Raw genomic sequence first — 19,979 nt, forward strand, 5'->3', positions numbered from 1 at the left:
CGCCATCTCATATCTGAGATAGCCTCAACCCCATGGCAGACGACTACCTCGTACGTATCGGCAAGCTCATCCGTGACGCCAGGCAGCACCGGGGCTGGACACAGACGCAGCTTGCCGAAGCGCTCGGCACCAGCCAGAGCGCGGTCAACCGTATCGAGCGCGGCAATCAGAACATCAGCCTTGAGATGATCGCTCGGATCGGTGAAGCCCTCGACAGCGAAATCGTCTCGCTGGGATACGCGGGTCCCATGCACCTGCGCGTGGTCGGCGGCCGTCGGCTGTCCGGCGCCATCGACGTCAAGACCAGCAAGAACGCGTGTGTCGCGCTGCTGTGCGCCTCGCTCCTCAACAAGGGGCGCACAGTGCTGCGCCGGGTCGCCCGCATCGAAGAGGTGTACCGCCTGCTGGAGGTGCTCAACTCGATCGGCGTACGGGCGCGGTGGATCAACGACGGCGTCGACCTGGAGATCGTGCCGCCGGCCGAGCTGAACATGGCGGCCATCGACGCCGAGGCCGCCCGCCGGACCCGCTCGATCATCATGTTCCTCGGCCCGCTGCTGCACCGCATGGACGCCTTCAGGCTGCCGTACGCCGGTGGCTGTGACCTCGGCACCAGGACCATCGAGCCGCACATGATCGCGCTGCGCCGGTTCGGGCTCGACATCGCGGCGACGGAGGGGCTCTACCACGCCCGGGTCGACCGCTCCGTCTCCCCCGGCCGCCCGATCGTGCTGACCGAGCGCGGGGACACCGTCACCGAGAACGCGCTGCTCGCCGCCGCCCGGCACGACGGCGTGACCGTCATCCGCAACGCGTCCTCCAACTACATGGTCCAGGACCTGTGCTTCTTCCTGGAGGCCCTGGGCGTACGGATCGAGGGCGTCGGCACGACGACGCTCACCGTGCACGGCGTGCCGACGATCGACGTCGACGTGGACTACTCGCCCTCCGAGGACCCGGTCGAGGCGATGAGCCTGCTGGCGGCGGCGGTCGTCACCGAGTCCGAGCTGACCGTGCGCCGGGTGCCGATCGAGTTCCTGGAGATCGAGCTGGCGGTCCTGGAGGAGATGGGGCTCGATCACGACCGTACGCAGGAGTACTTCGCGGACAACGGCCGCACGCGGCTGGTCGACCTCACGGTCCGGCCCTCCAAGCTGGAGGCGCCGATCGACAAGATCCACCCGATGCCGTTCCCGGGCCTGAACATCGACAACGTGCCGTTCTTCGCGGCCATCGCGGCCTCCGCCCAGGGCAAGACCCTCATCCACGACTGGGTCTACGACAACCGCGCGATCTATCTGACCGACCTCAACCGCCTCGGCGGACGCCTCCAACTCCTCGACCCGCACCGGGTGCTGGTCGAGGGCCCGACCCGCTGGCGAGCGGCCGAGATGATGTGCCCGCCCGCGCTGCGACCGGCGGTGGTGGTCCTGCTGGCGATGATGGCGGCGGAGGGTACGTCCGTGCTGCGGAACGTGTACGTCATCAACCGGGGGTACGAGGATCTGGCGGAGCGGCTCAACTCGGTGGGGGCGCAGATCGAGATCTTCCGGGACATCTGATCGGCGGAGTGTCGTGCCCCTAGGAGATGAGGGGTACGACACTACTAAATGCCTGCTGACCTGCTGTTACACACTTGCGGGACGCTCCATTGATCATCGCTGTTTTTCATCACCTTGTGCAACGTGCGTGCAAGATGATCTTAAATTGGTGACGATGCATCAGAGATATCTGAGCGTCCGTCAGCCTTCACGGAGAGTGCTCGCCAAAGGGGCCTCGCAATGTCCGCACCGGCGGTGCCACTGGCGTTCCTGAGATTCGGAGTTCAGTCCTCGTAGGACTCCGTTAGGTTGCTCTGGCTCTTGGGTTCGGGCTGGTGGTGGATGTTCTGGGCAGGGGGCGGTGGCAGGTGGTGCAGGTGCCGGTCCAGCAGTTCAGCAGGTCCTGGATGGTGTCGAGGATCTGGAAATCCCATGGGACGAGAGCCTGACCTTGGGGTTCGTGGCAGCCTGGATCACTGTCCCGATCCGCCCTGACCGCCGACCGTCGCCAGGATGTATCAAATCGATTCCTATGCCGCTTGAGGGGTACCATTCGACACTTGAGTGCTGCGGAAAACTCGCGCCTGGAGCAGCGGCTGACCGGCCTCTCCCCATCCAAAGGCGTCCGCGCTCCCTTTGCGCTTCCCTCGTCACCACCGGTGACAATCCAATCTCGGACAGCGACCCCAACTCCCTGCCTGCAGCCGGGTTGTCACCGTCAGACAATTCGAGCAGGGGCTCGGCGCTCTCGCTTCACTGACTCCTGACGCGACGCTCTTCAAGCTCACCGGCTCCAGTTGCTCGGGGAAGACGACACTCGCCTACGCCACCGTCGGCAGGCTTCGGCGGATCGTCGTGCAGGACTTCGATGAACTCGGTGTGCCAGAGGGCGCCGACCTGCACTGGCGCCATCACATGACGGAATGTGGGTGCGCCGCGGGCTGGAGTACCACAGGATGCCCAGCGCGGCGTCATCGGGCTGTTCAGGGGCGAGACCCTTCACCAGCAGCCGTTCCTTCACGCGACGTTGCTCGACACTTCGAAGCGTGAAGAACGGCCGCCCTACTCAAACCAAGATCAGCGGGTCGGGTGACCGGCCAAGGTTGAACACCAAGCCGATCACCCGACGGGGAGCCGAGACGGCTCACGGGACGGCGGTCAGAACATCGACGACAGGCCGCTGGTGATCGAGGACACGAGCTCCTTGCCCTCCTCCGCGACCTACTTCACCGCGGGAGCCACCCTCTTGGCGACCGGGGTGATCCACCTGGACTGGCCGTAGGTGACCAGGCTCAGCGCGGTGCCGGCCGCGGACCACATGAACTCGCCGCTGGTGAAGCCGTATTCGATGCTGGTGAACAGGGTGCTCAGCGCGCCGGCTCCCATCGCGATGCCGCCGAAGATCGCCGCGGCCGGGACACCGACGACGGCGAACGGGGGAAAGACGAGGCTGGCGACCCCGAGGCCGGCGGAGATGAATCCCGCGCCGATGCTGACGTAGTTGAAGGCGTCGGCCCACCAGCCGCCGTCCGAGTACCACTCGTCGTTGTCGCCTCCGCTGCCGTTCTCGTTGACGTCGTCGTTGGTGCCGCTGTCGGCCGGATTGCTGCCGTTGTTCCGGTCCTCCACCACCGTCACCGACGTCCTCGACGCCCCGCCCGAGCCGCCCGTGATCCAGTTCGAAAGCCACCTCCCGCAACCGTGCCTGCTCGCACCGGAGCAGGTCACCGAGTACCCCAACCCCATGGAACTGAGCAAGGAGCTGCAAGAGCAGCTGGGCGACATGAGCCGGTGGGAGACAGTCGGATCCGCGTGGGACAGCGGTGACGCGATGACCCCGCAGGAGTTCTACTTCAGCAAGCTGTGCCACGCCCCCGGCTGGAAGACCGGCGGCTGGACCCGCTGGGGCCTCACCGACCCCATGCCCCGCCCCTGCCCCGAATGCGGCACCGAGGCGACCCCCCTCCTCACCATCGCGTGCGCGGAATGGGACTCCAGCAGCGAGAGCTGGACCCCCGAGGAGGAACGCACGTACCCGACTCCGCTCCTCCTCGGCACCCCGCCCGCGAACTTCACCCTGATCGACATCGCCAGCGGCTACGACCTGCAACTCCACGTCTGCCCGGCATCCCCGGACCATCCACACATCGAACTGGTCCAGTGAGCGAGTCCGACTGCAACCAACCGCAGGCAGAGGAACTTTCGGGCGGGGTTGTGTGCACCCCTCGCGGGGCGCTGCGGTCCTCCCGGCCCGGGTCGGAGACCCCAGTACGGTCACACGGGCCGCGGCGCACCGTGGACAGGCTGGGCACCGGCACCAGCCCGTGCCGCCCAGCTCGTGGACGATCCGGCGAGCGCCCCGGCGTGGGTAGGAGCGGCGTAGTTCGCAGACCAGGGCCTCGATCGACCGACCTCGGCGGGCACCTGATGCGCAGCGAAGTACGGTCGGCACGACCTGGCCACCAGCGCCTCCAGCCCGCCGGCGTGGTACCGCTCGCTCCAGGTGTACGCCGGCTGCCGCGACGCACCGAACTGGCGGGCTACCCTGCGCGACCGGCGCCCCGTCCAGCACTTGGAGCACCGCGCGGTAGTGATGCTCAGCCATCCGTCGTCGATCGTCCGGCGGCTCCGGCTCACGCGCTTCCGCCGTGGAAAGACCAACGAGTCACGGCCGTCCAGGATGTGCCGGCCCCATCCGGTCCGCCGTGTTGCCCAGCGTGGCGGCCATCCGAGAACCGGCCGGGTCGGCCAGGGCCGGCGCGATGCGGACGCGCCGGCTGGCTGAGGAAGATCCTGCAGATGGCGCTCGTAGAGATCGTGCGCCCGAACTGCGGTGGGCGCCGCTCGGGGCGGCTCTCGGTCGCCGGGCTGATCGCGTTGCGGCCCGGCTCACGCACCCGTCTGAGCACCGCCTACACACCCACCCTGCGGGCAAGGTCAAGCGTCGCAGCATGGCGAGCGCGACTTCATCGCGCTGATCGACGGTGTCCACCGGCTGGTCAAGGCGCAGCTCGTGCTGGTGTGGGACCGGCTGAACACCGATGTCTCCTACGCCAGGCGCGAGTTGATCGCCGAACGCGAGTGGCTGACGGTGTTTCCGAGCAGCCGCTGTTGATGTCTCGGGCACCGGACGATGCGACCCGGCAACGCCATCAGGGCATGAAGACCTCTTCGATGACGCGCTGCTGCTCCTGGCGGTGGCGCTTGGCAGAGCCCACCGCAGGGGAGGAGCTGTGCGGGCGGGAGATACGGCGCAGGCGCTCGCCGTGCGGGACGTCCGCGCCGACCGCGAGGTCCAGGTGGTCGATCAGATTGAGGGCGATGAACGGCCAGGCGCCCTGGTTGGCCGGCTCCTCCTGGGTCCACAAGTACTTCTCGGCGTTCGGGTACTTGTTGACCTCCGCCTGGACCTCGGCGCCGGGCAGCGGGTACAGGCGCTCGATGCGGATGATCGCCGTGTCCGTGATCCCGCGCCTGGTGCGCTCGGCCTCCAGGTCGTAGTAGACCTTGCCGGCGCAGAAGACGACCTTCTTCACGGCGGCCGGGTTGACCGACGCGTCGCCGATGACCGGGCGGAACTGGCCCGTCGTGAACTCCTCCGACTTCGAGGCCGCCGCCTTGAGACGGAGCATCGACTTCGGGGTGAAGACGACCAGCGGCTTGTGGTGCGGGTTGTGCACCTGCCACCGCAGGAGGTGGAAGTAGTTCGACGGGAGCGTCGGCTGCGCGACCGTCATGTTGTTCTGGGCGCACAGCTGGAGGAACCGCTCGACGCGGGCCGAGGAGTGGTCCGGGCCCTGGCCCTCGTAGCCGTGGGGGAGCAGCAGGGTGACGCCGGACGTCTGGCCCCACTTCTGCTCGGCGGCCGAGATGTACTCGTCGACGATCGTCTGGGCGCCGTTGACGAAGTCGCCGAACTGGGCCTCCCACAGCACGAGCGCGTCGGGGCGGGCCAGCGAGTAGCCGTACTCGAAGCCCATGACCGCGTACTCGGAGAGCAGCGAGTCGTAGACGTTGTAGCGGGCCTGGTCGTCCGCGAGGTACTGGAGCGGGGTGTAGTCCTCGCCGGTGACCCGGTCGATGAGGACCGCGTGGCGCTGGCCGAACGTGCCCCGGCGGGAGTCCTGCCCGGAGAGGCGCACCGGGGTGCCCTCCAGGAGCAGCGAGCCGATCGCGAGCGTCTCGCCCATGCCCCAGTCGATCGTGCCGTCCTCGATCATCGACGCCCGGCGCTGCAACTGCGGCAGCAGCCGCGGGTGGACGGTGACGTGGTCGGGGATGTTGACCTGGAACTCGGCGATCCGCTTGACGACCTCCGTGGAGATCGCGGTGGGGACCGAAACCGGGAAGTCGTCATGCGGCTCCGGGGAGGCGGCCGCGGCGGACTGCGCGGTGGCCTCGCGGACCTCCGTGAAGACCTTCTCCAGCTGGCCCTGGAAGTCCTGGAGCGCCTGCTCGGCCTCTTCCAGGGTGATGTCGCCGCGACCGATGAGGGACTCGGTGTAGAGCTTGCGCACCGAGCGCTTCTTGTCGATCAGGTCGTACATCAGGGGCTGCGTGAACGCCGGGTTGTCGGACTCGTTGTGACCACGGCGGCGGTAGCAGATGAGGTCGATGACGACGTCCTTGTTGAACGCCTGGCGGAACTCGAAGGCCAGGCGAGCGACGCGGACGACGGCCTCAGGGTCGTCGCCGTTCACATGGAAGATCGGCGCCTCGATCATGCGGGCCACGTCCGTGGCGTACATGGAGGAGCGCGACGACTCCGGGGCGGCGGTGAAGCCGACCTGGTTGTTGATGACGATGTGGACGGTGCCGCCGGTGCGGTAGCCGCGCAGCTGCGACATGTTGAGCGTCTCGGCCACCACGCCCTGGCCCGCGAAGGCCGCGTCACCGTGCAGGGCGACCGGCAGGACCGTGAAGTCCGTGCCGCCCTTGTTGATGATGTCCTGCTTGGCGCGGGCGATGCCCTCGATGACCGGGTCGACCGTCTCCAGGTGGGACGGGTTGGCGGCCAGCGAGACGTTGATCTGCTCGCCGTCCAGGCCCGTGAACACGCCCTGGGCGCCCAGGTGGTACTTCACGTCGCCGGAGCCGTGCATCGACTTCGGGTCCAGGTTGCCCTCGAACTCCCGGAAGATCTGCGCGTACGACTTGCCGACGATGTTCGCGAGCACGTTCAGCCGGCCACGGTGGGCCATGCCGATGACGACCTCGTCCAGACGGGACTCGGCGGCCGAGTCCAGCACCGCGTCCAGCAGCGGGATGACCGACTCACCGCCCTCCAGCGAGAACCGTCGCTGGCCGACGTACTTCGTCTGCAGGAAGGTCTCGAAGGCCTCCGCCGCGTTCAGCCGGCGCAGGATGCGCAGCTGCTCCTCGCGCTCCGGCTTGGAGTGCGGGCGCTCGATGCGGTCCTGGATCCACTTGCGCTGCTTCGGGTCCTGGATGTGCATGAACTCGACGCCGGTGGTGCGGCAGTACGAGTCGCGCAGCACGCCGAGGATGTCGCGCAGCTTCATCAGGGACTTGCCGGAGAAGCCGCCCACGGCGAACTCGCGCTCCAGGTCCCACAGGGTGAGCCCGTGCTCGGTGATGTCCAGGTCGGGGTGCTTGCGCTGGCGGTACTCCAGCGGGTCGGTGTCGGCCATGACGTGGCCGCGGACCCGGTAGGAGTGGATCAGCTCGAAGACCCGGGCGGCCTTGGTGACGTCGTCGTGCGCTTCAGTCACGTCGGCGACCCAGCGGACCGGTTCGTAGGGGATGCGCAGCGACGTGAAGGCCTCGTCGTAGAAGTCGTCCTCGCCGAGCAGCAGTTGGTGCATGGTCCGGAGTAACTCGCCGGAGGCGGCGCCCTGGATCACCCGGTGGTCATACGTCGACGTCAGGGTCATGGTCTTCGAGATGCCGAGCCTGTTCAGCGTGTCCTGGGAGGTGCCCTGGAACTCGGCCCGGTATTCCATCGCGCCGACGGTCACGATCGTTCCCTGGTCCTGCGGCAGGCGCGGCACCGCGTGGACCGTGCCGATGGCACCGAGGTTGGCGAGCGACAGAGTGGCCCCGGTGCGGTCCTCCGGGGTGAGCCGGCTCTCCCGGGCCCGGGCCACGGCGGCCTCGCAGCTCTGCCAGAACGTCCTGAAGTCCATCGTCTCGGCCTGCTTGATGACCACGACGTCCATCCGGTGCGCGCCGTTCGGCTCCACCACGTCGACGGCCAGGCCGAGGTTGATGTGCTCGGGCTTGACCAGGGTGGGCTTGCCGTCCCGCATCGTGTAGCTGTGGTTCATGCCCGGATGGAGCCGCGCCGCTCGTACCAGGGCGTATCCGACGAGGTGCGTGACGGACGTCTTCCCGCCACGGGCTCGCTTGAGATGGTTGTTGATGACGATCCGGTTGTCGATCAGCAACTTGGCCGGAAACGCCCGTACCGATGTCGCCGTGGGAATGTCCGGGGAGAGGTCGGCGGTGAGGGCCGAGATCCGCTCCGGCGCCGCGGCGGGGGCGGTCGAAGGGGCGGGGATCAATCTGCCGCCGGTTGCCCCGGACCGGGTCCCGGCGCCCGCTCTCTGGGAACCGAAGAATTCACGCCAGGACAGGTCGACCGAATCGGGGTCCTCGCGGTACTGCTGGCGGATTTCTTCGACGACCCACTCATTGGCGCCGAAACTCTGAATCGGAACTGATCCCTCGGGCATCGGTATTCAACTTCCGTCGGTAACGAAAAACTCTCCGCGGAGACTACTCCGCACTTCCGTTCATCTGCAGTAATTGGTCTGCAAAATAAGACCAGTTGCCGTTAGTCTGCAACTGCCAAGTTCCGCAGCACACAAGGAGTACCCATGACCGCTGCAGCACTCGACTACGACGCCTGGATACGGACATTCGACGCAGGTTCGGAAAGCGGATCCGCAGTCCCCGGACTTCGCCTCGTATGCTTCCCGCACGCCGGGGGCTCGGCAAGCTTCTACTTCCCGTACGCCAAACTCCTGCGGCCCGGAATCGAGGTGCTGGCGGTGCAGTATCCGGGGCGGCAGGACCGGCGAGGAGAGCCGTTCCTGGACACGATCGACGCATTGGCGGACCGGGCGGCCGAGGTGCTGAGAGGGCGTCACCCGAACGAGCCCTTGGCGTTTTTCGGCCACAGCATGGGTGCGGCGGTAGCCTTCGAGACGGCCCGTCGGCTGCAGGACGGGCCGGGTCCGCAGGTGCTGCGCCTCTTCGCCTCGGGCCGGCGGGCGCCCAGCGTCTTTCGCCCGGAATTCGTGCACCGCAAGGACGACGACGGGCTGGTCGCCGAGTTGCAGGCGCTCAGCGGTACACATCCCGCACTGCTCACCGATCCCGAATTGCGGGCCCTGCTTCTCCCGACGATCCGCTCCGATTACCGGGCGATCGAGACTTATCGGGGTGAGCCTGGGGCCTCGGTCGCCTGCCCGGTGACCGTGCTGATCGGGGACGCCGACCCCCGGGTCTCGGAGGCGGACGCCCACCCCTGGGAGGAGCACACCAGCGGGGGTTGCGACCTGCGGGTGCTGCCAGGCGGTCATTTCTATCTGGAGCAGCAGAGGGATGCCGTCGTGGCCGGAATTCGGGCGGCGCTGCGCGAGCATCTGTGAGCCGGGGCTCGTGACATGACCGCTCGTCATGGCGGCCCCCAACGCTCTCCGGCGGCCGAGTCGGCATGTGGCGCCGCCCGCCGTCGGGCGGCGCCGTCGGGACCGTCGTCACCCCCCGCCCGCCTCGGCGCGCGCCGCCGTGCGTCCCACCCCCGCTTCGCATGTCACTCCCCCCGTGCCGGGCCGTCACCGGCCTGCCTCCACCGCTCGGCCGCCAAGCTGCCCTCACCACGCAGACCGTCGCAGTAGACCGCGAGTATTCTGCTGGGCAGCTGCGCGTCACCTGTGCGCTGCGCCGCGATCAGGGTGCTCGCCATGACTGCCATGAGATCGGCAACGGTTACGTCCTCGCGGACACCGGCCTCCTGAGCCCGCGTCAGCAGCTCGCCGAGTGCCTCGTTCAGGCCAAGGGCGGCTGGGCCCGTGACCTCACCGACGTCGACCCCTGCCCCGATCAGCGCATCGACCAGGTCCTTCTTGGCGCGCCCCTCCTCCAGGACGTCGAAGAGGAAGCCGAACAGCACACCGACGGGATCCGCCAGGCCGGTCAGCGCGCGGGCCTTCTGGGTCAGCCGCTGGATCCGGGTGATGATCACGGCCTCGAACAGCAGCTCCTTGGTGGGGAAGTGCCGGTGCACGGTGCCCGGCCCGACGCCAGCGCGGCGCGCGATCTCATCCAGCGAGACCGAGTGCCCTTCCAGCGCGAAGGTCTCCAGTGCGGCGGCGAGGATCTGGTCGCGGTTGCGGCGGGCGTCGGCGCGCAGTGGCCGTGGGGGTGGCGGCGCATAGGGGATGGCGGAGTCCAGCCCCGTCGACTTCCCGACTGCCATGGTGCCTCCCGGTCGTGACAAGACCCCGCGGGTACGCCTCAGGGCGGCGGAGGCCTTCGATTGTAACCGCACTCCGTTGACAACCGGGGCGGCGGCACCGTATCGTCCGCAACCGGGTCAGTGGACCCGGTTAGCTCGACTGGTTCCACCCGTTCCTTCCATTTCCGGGGAGTCCCCACCGTGTCAACTTCAGCGGCGCCAAGCCCCAACTCCGGCCTCCACAGAGTGCTGCCCGGGCTGATGCTCGCGCTCCTGCTCTCCATGCTCGACGCGATGATCGTCACCACCGCTCTGCCGACCATCGCGGGCGACCTCGGCGGGTTCAACCGCCTTTCCTGGGTCATCACCGCATACATCCTGACCTCCACGGTCTCCACCCCGCTCTGGGGCCGGATGAGCGACTTCTTCAGTCGCAGGCAGCTGCTCCTGGCCTCGATCCTGATCTTCACAATCGGTTCCGTGCTCTGCGGTGTCGCCCAGTCCATGGGAGCGCTGATCGCCTTCCGTGCTCTTCAGGGCATCGGCGCGGGCGGACTGATGGTGGGCGTGATGTCGGTGATCGGCGTCATGGCTCCCCCGAAGGAGCGCGGCAAGTACCAGAGCTACATCGCCGCTCTCAGCGCGGTCGCCACCGTCGGCGGTCCGCTGCTCGGTGGCGCGCTCACCGACCACGCCTCCTGGCGCTGGGCGTTCTACCTCAACGTGCCGATCGCCGCCGTCGCCGTCTGGTTCGTGACGGCCCGGCTCAACCTGCCGCACAACCGGGTCGCCGGCCGCATCGACTACCTCGGTGCCGCCCTGCTCTCCGTGGCCAGCACCGCTGTGGTGCTGTTCACCACCTGGGGTGGCAACCAGTACGCCTGGGGCTCGCCCACCATCCTCGGTCTGATCGCGCTCGCGGTGGTCGCCGTCATCGCCACCGTGGTGGTCGAGCGCCGCGCTGCCCAGCCGATCCTGCCGCCGCACCTGTTCCGCTCCCGCAACTTCGTGGCCAGCCTGGTGCTCGGCTTCCTCGTCGGCATCGCCCTCTACGGCACCATCACCTACCTGCCGGTCTATCAGCAGAGCGTGCAGGATCTGTCCGCGACCAGCAGCGGTCTGCTGCTGCTTCCCGTGCTCGGCGGAATGCTGGTCGCCTCGATGTACAGCGGCCGACTGATGAGCGAGTCCAGCCGCCACCGGCCAATCCTCCTGGCCGGCGGGGTGTTCCTGAGCGTCGGCTCGTTCCTGCTGTCGATGCTGGACGTGGACACCTCCCGCGTCATCGCCTCGGTCTACATGGTGGTCTTCGGTATCGGTCTGGGGCTGCTGTTCCAGAACGTCATGGTCATCACCCAAAACAGCGTCGAACTGAAGGACATGGGCGTGGCCAGCGGCACGCTGACGTTCTTCCGCTCCGTCGGCGGCTCGTTCGGTACGGCGCTCTTCGCGACCGTGTTCACCAGCCGGCTGACCGACTCCCTCAACTCCAAGCTTTCCCCCGCCGAACTGAGCGCCGTGCACAACAACGGCGGTCGTGCGGGTTCGAGCGCGATCGAGTCGCTGTCCCCGTCGGCCCACACCGCGTACGTGGACGCCGTGGCCAGCGGCACCCAGAACATGTTCCGCTGGGCCCTGCCGTTCTTCGTCGTCGCCTTCCTGGTGGCGCTGTTCCTGCAGGACAAGAGCAAGCAGGCACAGGCCCCCGCGCCCGCCAAACCCCAGCAGGCCGGGTCCGCGAGCTGAGCCCACGGACCAGGTGTGCGCAACGTGGAGAATGGCCCTGTGGCGAGCGCTCGCCACAGGGCCATTCTCCACGTTGCGTCAGACCGCCGGTGCCAGCGCCACTCGGTGCCGGCTGTCCGCGATCAGCACCACCCGCTGCAACTCGCGCAGGCGCAGACCCGGTTCCAGACCCAGCTCGTTGCGCAGCACGTCCGCAGCCTGCATGTACACGGCCAGCGCGTCGGCCCGCCGGTCGGAGGCGAACAGCGCGCGCATCAGCTGCGCGTAGAACACCTCGTGCAGCGAGTGCTCCGAGATCAGCCGGTACAGTCGGCCCACCAGCTCGCGGTGGTGACCGAGGGCCAGTTCGGCCTCGATCTGCATCTCGATGCATTCCAGACGCAGTTCTTCCAGCCAGTCGGTGAACCCGGTGACGATCGGCCCGCTGCCGAGCTGGCCGAACGCCGAGCCGCGCCAAAGGTCGAGCGCGTCGGACAGGATCGTGCTGGCCGCCGTGAACCGGCGTGCGGTAAGTTCGCTGCGCCCGTGCTGCACCAGTCGCTGAAAGACCCGGCAATCCAGGTCGTCCGGCTTCGCCTGGAGCAGGTAGCCCGAGGTCGAGGTGACGATCGGGCCGACCACTCGCGGGGACTCGTCCGAGGTGGCTTCGGACAGCAGTTTGCGCAACTGGGATATGTAGACGTGGATTGCCGAGGTGGCCCGCCGGGGCGGGTTCTCGCCCCATATCTCCAGTGTGAGCTGCGGCACCGAGACAACCTGGTTGGCACGTGCCAGCAGGGTGGCGAGGACGTTCTCCATCTTGGGTGCGCTGATCTGACGGACGGCTTCGTCGTCGATGACCTGGAGCGGCCCTAATACCCGGTATCTCATTCGTTCTCCCGCCTTCCCTCTGTCTGGTCCCCTCCGGCCGCGCGCAGATGTCCGGCCAGCCCTGACGGCGTCGGATGCTCGAACAGTTCGGACAGCGCGACCCGCGCCCCGAGGAGCGCCTCGGCCTCCTGCACCACCAGCGCTCCGAGCAGTGAATGCCCGCCGTGGGAGAAGAAGTTGGTGTCTGCGGTGATGTCGTGGCGATTCAGCACGCGCTGCCACAGCCCGATCAGGTCTCGCACCAACGTGTCTTCGGTGCGGTCCGCCGAGCTCTGGGCCGCGGTCTCGGCCCGCCGTGCCCGGGCCAGCTCCGCCAGCGCAGGGTAGTCCACCTTGTCGTTGAGGGTGGTCAAAAGCGCGTCCAGGACCAGGAACTCCTGCGGTACCAGGGCGCGCGGCAGCTCGGCCCGGGCGTGCTCCCAGAGCCGCTCCACCAGGTCCTCGGTCGCATCGGCGGAACCGGCGCCGGCCGGTTCGACGAAGGCGACCAGGCCCGCGTCGGTGTCGGGATCGCCGACCAGCGCGACCGCCGCGCCACGGACGGAGGGGTGGGCGAGCAGTACGGCCTCGATCTCGCCCGGTTCGATCCGGTTGCCGCGCAGCTTGATCTGGCGGTCGGCCCTGCCGAGCAGTTCGAGGGTGCCATCGGCCCGCCAGCGGGCCAGGTCCCCAGTCCGGTAGTAGCGGCCCCGCTCGGGGTCGTCCACGAACCGTTCGACGGTCAGCTCGGGTCTGCCGTGGTAGCCGTGGGCGACGCCGTCACCGCCGATGCACAGCTCACCGCGCACGCCTATCGGCAGTTCGGTGCCGTCCGGTGCGAGCACCATGACCTGGGTGTTGGCGATGGGCCGGCCGATCCCGGCAGGCTCGGGGTCGTCGCCCGGTCGCAGGATCCCCGAGGTGGACCAGATGGTCGTCTCGGTGGGGCCGTATACATGGTGCAGGGTGCAGCCGGTGGCCACCAGCCGCTCCACCAGCGGTCGCGGCGCCGCCTCACCGCCGCACAGGACGCGGCGGCCGCGCAGGGCGGAGCCGGCCGCATCGAGCACCAACCGCCAGGTGGTGGGGGTGGCCTGGACTACGTCCGCGTCGTGCCGTTCGATCAGCTCGCGCAGGACACCGCCGTCGGTGCGGGCCGCGTCCGGGGCGGCCACGACGCTGCCGCCGTACGCGAGGGGGACGTACAACTCCAGCGCGGAGATGTCGAAGGAGAAGGTGGTCAGCCACACCGCGGTGGTGTCCGGGCCTGCGTCCAGCTCGGTCCCGAAGTGTGCGACGAGGTTGGCCAGCGCCCGGTGGCCGACGACAGTGCCCTTGGGCCGGCCGGTCGAGCCCGACGTGTAGATGAGATACGCGGCTGCGGCGGGGTCGGCCGCCACGGGCTCGGCCGGCAGCGGCCGGGCGGGCGCGTCACCGGCCGGGGCCAGGGTCAGCACCGTCCGGTCGCCCGTGCCCGTCAGGCGGACTCCCGGCCCCGCAAGGACGGCGCGGGCGCCGGAGTCGGCGAGCTGGTAGGCGATCCGCTGCTCGGGATGCTCGGGGTCGAGCGGCAGGTACGCGGCACCGGCCAGCCAGCTCCCAAGGACGGCCGCGGCCAGTTCGGGACCGCGCTGGGCGGCGACGGCGACCACGTCGCCGCCCCGCACCCCGGCCTCGGTCAGCCGCTCCCGTACGGTGAGCGCCGCATGCCACACCTGCCGGTAGCTGGTGGTGCCGTCCGCCGTGTGCACCGCCGGGGCGTCCGGGCGGGCCAGAAGCCCGTCTGTGAACGCCGAGAGAACCGATTCCGAACCCACCTCCGCCTGGGTTCGGTTGGCTGCCGCGATCACCTCGCGGTCCCGGTCGCTCCACACCCGCAACGCGCCGATCGGCCGCTCGACGTCCTCGGCCAGCTGGACCAACAGGGCGTCGTAGCGCTCCAGGAGCAGTTCGACGTCCTGACGGGCCAGCAGATCGGTGCAGTAGACCGCCCGGACACGCAGCCGGTCCGGTGCGGCGACCACGAAGAACTCCAGGTCGAACTTGCTGAAGCCGTTCTCCACCACCAGTGGTTCGGCCTGCAGTGAGCCGATGGTGAACCGGGGCAGGACACTGCCGGGCACATAGTTGAAGAGGTGCCGGAACAGCATGTTCCGCCAGCTGGAGCCGCCGCGCGGCACCAGCGGGGTCAGGTGGTCGACCGGAACGTCGGCGTGCGCCAAGGCGTCGAAGAAGACGTCACGGGTGCCGCGGACGAAGGCGCGGACGGTCTGCCCGGGTGTCACGCGGGCCCGCAGCGGCAGCACGTTCACGTGGTAGCCGATGGCGCCCGCCGCCTCGCGCGGGCGTACGTCCACGGGCGAGCCGACCGCCAGGTCGGGTCCGGCGCCATGGGCGGCCAGCAGCAGCTGGTAGGCAGCGAGCAGGACGGCCGTCTCCGGGGCCCGGAGCTCCCGCTGAAGTCGCTTCACCGCCGCTCGGGCGGCCTCGGACAGGTCGTGGAGCACCCGGTCCCCGACCAGGGTCGGTTCGGCGGCGTCCGGCACGCCGCACCACAGGTCGAGAGCGCTCAGGTCATAGTCGGCGAGTTGGCTGCGCCAGAACCCCAGGCTCTCCTCGGCGGGCTCGGGCTCGACGAGGGCCGGCACCGGCTCCAGCAGGGCCGACGGTGGTACACCGGTCCCGACCAGGGCGCCGTAGGCCTCGGCCAGTTCGGACAGGAAAGAGACACCCGAGAGGGTGTCGAAGACCAGGTGGTGGACGGCCAGGCAGAACACGTCGCCGCCGGCGCCGCGTAAGACGGCGGCGCGTTGCAGCAGACTGCCGTCAAGCGGGAAGCGCTCGGCGACGAAGGCCGTCAGGTCGGTGTCGAGGTCCTTCGGGCGCGTGGTGAGCACGCGCGGGACGAGGTTCACGGTCGAGGGGTCGAGGACGGACCGGGTGAAGTGGGCCCCGGAGGACCGGTAGACGTTGCGCAGCACCTCATGTCTGCGCACCAGGAGGGTGAGGGCCTCCTGCAACGGGGACTCCTGGAGCCTGCCGTCCACCTGGAAGGCGACCGACAGATTGTTGGCCGCGCTGCGCGGGGCCAGTCGCTCCAGCAGCCAGAGCGCTTCCTCCTTACGGCCGGCGGCCTCTGCTCTGTCCAGGCCGCGAACCTCGGTGGATGCCCCGATTCCCAACGCCTGCATTGCTGTTCCTTCCTTTTCGGACACCGTCACGCGAGAAGCTCGGACACCGTTCGCGCGACGCCGGTGTCACGGAGCAGTCCCGTGTGCGGGAGTTCAAAGGAGATCTCGCGGGCCACCAGCGCCGAGCGCTCCCGTGCGGGGAGGGGGTTGAGGCCACTGTGCGGCGTGGCGGAGCTGATGGCGACCGCGTTCGCCCAGGCCTCGCGCGGGTCGAGGTCGGAGGCGGCGACGAGGTAGCCGAGAAAGGAGGCGAACGTGGCGACGACTTCGGCGCCGCGCTCCGCGTCCAGGCCGGTGCGCCGGAAGGCGGGCTCGCCGTACTTGCGGAACAACTCGCACAGTTCCTCGGCCAGCGGGCGCATGGCCGTGTGTGCTCGCCGGGTGTCCTCGCCGGCGCGGCGCGCCTCGTCGATCTCGTCTGGAGAGAGCATCGGGGAGAGGCCGCCAATGAGTTCGTGGTAGTGGCGATGCAGCAGGTCGGCGTCGGGCCGCTCGGGGTCGAACAGGACGAGGCGCGGCGCATTGCCCTGCCGGCGGCCGATCTCGGCGGCGAGCCCGGCGGCGAACACGCTGCCCACACAGAAGCCGAGCACCGCGCTCACCGGTCCGGCGGACTCCACTCCCGGCTGCCAGTGCCGGAGATAGTCGTCTCCGGTCATTCCGGCCTCCCGGCCGGGCCGGGGCGGGGCGGTCTCCCACACGGTGGGCGCGGCATCGCCGAACTCGCGCACCAGATCGGCGAATCCGGCTACGGTGCGGCCGGTCGCCGGAAAGTCGGAGGCCAGCACTGCCGCGGTGGCTCCGGTGCCGCTCAGAACGTTCCATACATTCGCGGTCATTATCCCATTCCGAATTCTTGAGGTGAATTTGGGGAATCTTTGGCTACCGCTTTGCCTGAATAGGTGATTGGAATGCCTCATCTCATATTGCGAGATGAGCAACTCCGAACCTATGGAATTCCTTTCATGTCGGAGATGGATGCAATGGCAACTTAGCACTCGCGCACGATGCCACAACAGTCGAATTACTTCCCTGAATGATCGTCAGTTGTCATTTCGAGCAGGGCTGGTCGATCCCTTCCGAAATGCGAGCAGTCCGAGAACCAGTGCACAAAGAACGAAACCTGTGGCGACCGTGAATCCCGTCTCAATGCTGTGGACGAGTGCTCCGTGCCCCGTACCGGGAGCGGGCGCGCGATGGGCGCCGAGGCCGCCCCCGCCTGCCGTGACGAGCAACGCCAGGCCCAGCGAGGCACCCACCCGCAGCATGGCCTGCTGGAGCCCGGAGGCGGCACCGGCCTCTCCGCGGGACACTCCAGCGAGAATGATGGAGTTGAGCGGCATGATGGTCAGCCCCAGCCCGAGACCGACCAGGACCAGCGGAACGGCCAGCCCGCTCGCGTAACCGGTCTGCTCGGTGATACGGGAGAACCAGAACGTCCCGGCACCGAGCACCGCCGCGCCGACGACCAGCAGCGGCCGGGCACCCCACCGGGCCAGCAGGCGCGGCGCGGCGACCGCGGAGACCATCATGAGGACAGCCAGAGGCAGGAACCCGAAGCCGGCCCGCAGTCCGCTGAAGCCCAGCACCGTCTGCAGGAACTGGGTGAGGAAGAAGAACAGTCCGGAGACGGTGGCGCCGACCAGCAGGGTGTCCGCATAGGCGGCCGCGCGCTCACGCCGGGCCAGCAGGCGCAGGGGCACCACCGGCTGCTCGGCCCCCAGTTCGACCACCACGAAGATCGCCAGCAGCAGCACGGCCGCTCCTCCCGAGAGCAGCGTGGCCCGGTCGGTCCAGCCGTGGCTCTGCGCCTGGATGAAGGTGTTCACCAGGGCCGCCATGCCGCTCGTGGAGGTCAGCGCGCCCGCCAGGTCGAACCGGCCGGGCCGGCGTTCGGACTCCGCGACGAACCGCGGGGTGACCAGCAGAACGGCGATGCCGATCGGCACGTTGAGAAAAAGCGTCCAGCGCCAGGAGGCCAGGGAGAGCAGGCCGCCCAGGATCATTCCCACGGCGGTGCCCGCGCCGGCCACGGTGGAGAACGCGCCGAGCGCGCGGTTGCGCTGCGGGCCCTCCGCGAAGGTGGTGGCCAGCATCGCCAGCGAGGTCGGCTCAGCGAGCGCGGCGCCGAGGCCCTGGCCCACGAGGGCCGCCAGCAGCACCGGCGCCGTCGGCGAGAGCGCGGCCAGCAGTGAGCAGGCGGTGAAGATCGCGATGCCGGTCAGGAAGACCGCACGGCGGCCGAGCAGGTCACCGCACCGACCGCCGAGCAGCAGCAGGCCGCCGAAGGTCAGCATGTAGGCGTTGACGACCCAGGAGAGGTCGGTCGGCGAGAAGCCGAGATCCTGCCGGATACCGGGCAGCGCGATATTCACCACGGTCGTCGCGACGACGATCATCAGCTGGCAGCTGATGATCACCGCGAGGGTGACACCGGGATGCCGTACCGGAGTCGCGCTGTCCTGTGTGCCGGTGTTCTGGGACAGCAGCGAGGGCTCGCTCATCGCTCCACCGCCTCGGACAGCAGCGTGATGGCGCGTTCGGGGCAGGCCGCGGCACCACGCGCGGCCGGGCCGCGCAGCCGCTCGTGCACCTCGAACTCCCCCATGCCGTTGAAACCGGTGTTCTCGTCGATCTCGTAGACATCGGGCGCCATGGCGTGGCACAGGGAGTACCCCTGGCAGACCTCGGCGTCGACCCGGATGCCGAACCGCTCGCTCATCGGGCCGCCCCCAGCGTGAGGTCCAGGCGGTCCAGACCGCGAATCGGCGAGTAACGGGAGACCGGCTCGGTGCCGGGGGTGATGTGGTATTCCGGGATTCTGGCGTGCCACTCCTCCAGCGCGACCTTCACGATCCGGCGGGCGAGGTGCATGCCGAGGCAGCGGTGCGGGCCGATACCGAAGGCGAGGTGGCGCGCCGACTGCCGGTCGAAGTCGACCTCGTCGGCACGCTCGAAGACCTCGGGGTCGATTCCCGCCATGCCCCAGGACATCAGTACCCGGTCGCCCACGCGGAGCTTGACGTCGTGCAGTTCGACCTCCCGGGTGACCACACGGGCGGTGGAGACCATCGCCTCGTGGCGGATCAGCTCCTCGGCCATGGCCGGGACGCGGTGCGGTTCCTCGACGACCGTGCGCTGGGTCCCGGGGTGCTCGGCGAGGTGCCGGAAGACCATGCTGAGCAACGAGTTGGAGGTGTCCAGGCTGGCGAACATCGTCATCAGGATGATGTTGACGATCTCGTCCTGGGTCAGCGGCCGGCCCTCGTGCTCGGCGCGCAGCAGTGAGCTGATGACGTCACGCCGGCCCTCGATGCCCTCGGCGCGGCGCGCGTCGACGGCGGCGCTGAAGAACTCCCACAACGGCCGTCCGGCCGCATGCAGCTCCTCGTCGTTCCTGGCGTTCGGCAGGCCCTCGCGGCGCAACCAGTTCTTGTGGTCGAGGAGTTCCGGCAGGTAGGAGCGGTCGATACCGAAGTTGATCAGGAAGGTCTCAGCGGGCAGCCGAACCGCGAAGTCCTCGACGAATTCGCAGGAACCGCGGGCGGCGATGGGCTCGATGGCGTCCACGGCCGCCTCGCGGATCTGCGGGGTGATGTGGTTGACCACGGCGGGGTTGAACAGGGCCGACAGGGCCTGCCGCCACTTGCGGTGGTCCTCCCCGTCGAGCTGGATCGGGATGAGCTTGTCCTTGTATATCTGGCGGTTGGGTATTCCGATGTCGGCGCTGGAGAAGAGGTCCGGATTGCGGGCCGCCCACTCGATGTCGGCGTACCGGGTGAGGATCCAGTAGCCGCCGAACTCCTCGGAGCGCAGCACCGGTCCGTACTCCCGGATCTCTTGCCACGCGCCGACCGGGTCTGCCTGGAGCCACGGTTGGTAGGCGCTCCATCTCCGGATCCGCTCCTGTGGGGTGCCCGGTGCCACCGGGCACCCCTGGTGCTGCGCCGCCGTCTGGTTCATCCGCCAACTCCCTCCGACGTCCGAACCGTGTGCGGCGACCGGCCGCACACGGTGCATCTTCAGCCAGGATGGAGGGGGCCACTAAGGACGCCCTTAAGGCAGGACTAAGCGCCTGCGGCCGGGCACGACGGGCCCGGTCCGTTCGACGGGCCGACCCTTCGGCGGGAGCGGGGCGAGCCTTGCGCGGGGTGGTGAAACGCGCCGTGACCAGGACGGATCTCGTACGGAGGGTGCGTTGGGCGCGGGGCCTGGCCCAGTGTGTTG

13 protein-coding genes and 1 pseudogene are annotated in these 19,979 nt (G+C 68.8%); 5 read left to right on the forward strand and 9 right to left on the reverse strand.

Annotated features, from left to right (window positions below; translation table 11 throughout):
• Window positions 1-32 precede the first annotated feature (32 nt).
• Complete coding sequence (locus tag OG734_RS10185; RefSeq protein ID WP_330287165.1) at window positions 33-1,562, forward strand: helix-turn-helix domain-containing protein; 1,530 nt, start codon at window positions 33-35, stop codon at window positions 1,560-1,562.
• Window positions 1,563-2,762: 1,200 nt separating this feature from the next.
• Here the strand turns inward: OG734_RS10185 and OG734_RS10190 are convergent.
• Entirely contained in the window at window positions 2,763-3,179 is a 417-nt protein-coding gene (locus tag OG734_RS10190; protein ID WP_330287166.1) for a hypothetical protein, read from the reverse strand.
• Here OG734_RS10190 and OG734_RS10195 point away from each other — a divergent pair.
• Together OG734_RS10195 and OG734_RS47940 are read left to right on the forward strand one after the other, a co-directional pair.
• Window positions 3,154-3,705 (forward strand): non-ribosomal peptide synthetase, encoded by a 552-nt coding sequence (locus OG734_RS10195; protein ID WP_330287167.1) that lies wholly within the window; start codon window positions 3,154-3,156, stop codon window positions 3,703-3,705. The two genes, OG734_RS10190 and OG734_RS10195, sit on opposite strands and share 26 nt — an antisense overlap.
• A 668-nt stretch (window positions 3,706-4,373) precedes the next feature.
• Window positions 4,374-4,638, forward strand: a pseudogene (locus tag OG734_RS47940) (IS630 family transposase); the annotation flags it as partial.
• Between the two features lie 55 nt (window positions 4,639-4,693).
• Here OG734_RS47940 and OG734_RS10200 read toward each other — a convergent pair.
• On the reverse strand, window positions 4,694-8,236 hold the full coding sequence (locus tag OG734_RS10200) for a multifunctional oxoglutarate decarboxylase/oxoglutarate dehydrogenase thiamine pyrophosphate-binding subunit/dihydrolipoyllysine-residue succinyltransferase subunit (protein ID WP_330287168.1): 3,543 nt from the start codon (window positions 8,234-8,236) through the stop codon (window positions 4,694-4,696).
• Window positions 8,237-8,380: 144 nt separating this feature from the next.
• Here OG734_RS10200 and OG734_RS10205 point away from each other — a divergent pair, with 144 nt between their 5' ends.
• Window positions 8,381-9,157 carry a thioesterase II family protein gene (locus tag OG734_RS10205; protein WP_330287169.1) on the forward strand — a complete coding sequence of 259 codons (777 nt, stop codon included), beginning with the start codon at window positions 8,381-8,383 and terminating at the stop codon, window positions 9,155-9,157.
• Window positions 9,158-9,321: 164 nt separating this feature from the next.
• Here OG734_RS10205 and OG734_RS10210 read toward each other — a convergent pair whose 3' ends face one another.
• Window positions 9,322-9,987 carry a TetR/AcrR family transcriptional regulator gene (locus OG734_RS10210; RefSeq protein WP_330287170.1) on the reverse strand — a complete coding sequence of 222 codons (666 nt, stop codon included), beginning with the start codon at window positions 9,985-9,987 and terminating at the stop codon, window positions 9,322-9,324.
• A gap of 180 nt (window positions 9,988-10,167) precedes the next feature.
• Here OG734_RS10210 and OG734_RS10215 point away from each other — a divergent pair, with 180 nt between their 5' ends.
• The gene (locus tag OG734_RS10215) at window positions 10,168-11,712 is read left to right on the forward strand and encodes an MDR family MFS transporter (protein ID WP_330287171.1); all 1,545 of its coding nucleotides are present in this window, start codon (window positions 10,168-10,170) and stop codon (window positions 11,710-11,712) included.
• 78 nt (window positions 11,713-11,790) lie between these two features.
• On the opposite strand, the gene OG734_RS10220 is transcribed toward OG734_RS10215, so the two are convergent.
• From OG734_RS10220 to OG734_RS10245, 6 genes are all read right to left on the reverse strand, one after another.
• Window positions 11,791-12,582: an AfsR/SARP family transcriptional regulator gene (locus tag OG734_RS10220; RefSeq protein ID WP_330287172.1), complete on the reverse strand. Its 792-nt coding sequence runs from the start codon at window positions 12,580-12,582 to the stop codon at window positions 11,791-11,793.
• Window positions 12,579-15,752, reverse strand: coding sequence for a non-ribosomal peptide synthetase (locus tag OG734_RS10225; protein ID WP_330287173.1), 3,174 nt, complete (start codon window positions 15,750-15,752; stop codon window positions 12,579-12,581). Before OG734_RS10225 ends, OG734_RS10220 begins: the two co-directional genes overlap by 4 nt.
• 26 nt (window positions 15,753-15,778) lie before the next feature.
• Window positions 15,779-16,591, reverse strand: a complete 813-nt coding sequence (locus tag OG734_RS10230) for a hypothetical protein (RefSeq protein WP_330287174.1) — start codon at window positions 16,589-16,591, stop codon at window positions 15,779-15,781.
• 204 nt (window positions 16,592-16,795) lie between these two features.
• Window positions 16,796-18,256 carry an MFS transporter gene (locus OG734_RS10235; RefSeq protein WP_330287175.1) on the reverse strand — a complete coding sequence of 487 codons (1,461 nt, stop codon included), beginning with the start codon at window positions 18,254-18,256 and terminating at the stop codon, window positions 16,796-16,798.
• On the reverse strand, window positions 18,253-18,474 hold the full coding sequence (locus OG734_RS10240) for a ferredoxin (protein ID WP_330287176.1): 222 nt from the start codon (window positions 18,472-18,474) through the stop codon (window positions 18,253-18,255). The genes OG734_RS10235 and OG734_RS10240 overlap by 4 nt, the downstream gene beginning before the upstream one ends.
• A complete protein-coding gene (locus OG734_RS10245) occupies window positions 18,471-19,715 on the reverse strand; it encodes a cytochrome P450 (protein ID WP_330287177.1) in 1,245 nt (414 codons plus the stop codon). The genes OG734_RS10240 and OG734_RS10245 overlap by 4 nt, the downstream gene beginning before the upstream one ends.
• Between the last annotated feature and the right edge of the window lie 264 nt (window positions 19,716-19,979).

The sequence above is a fragment of the Streptomyces sp. NBC_00576 genome (assembly GCF_036345175.1).
Classification (GTDB): domain Bacteria; phylum Actinomycetota; class Actinomycetes; order Streptomycetales; family Streptomycetaceae; genus Streptomyces.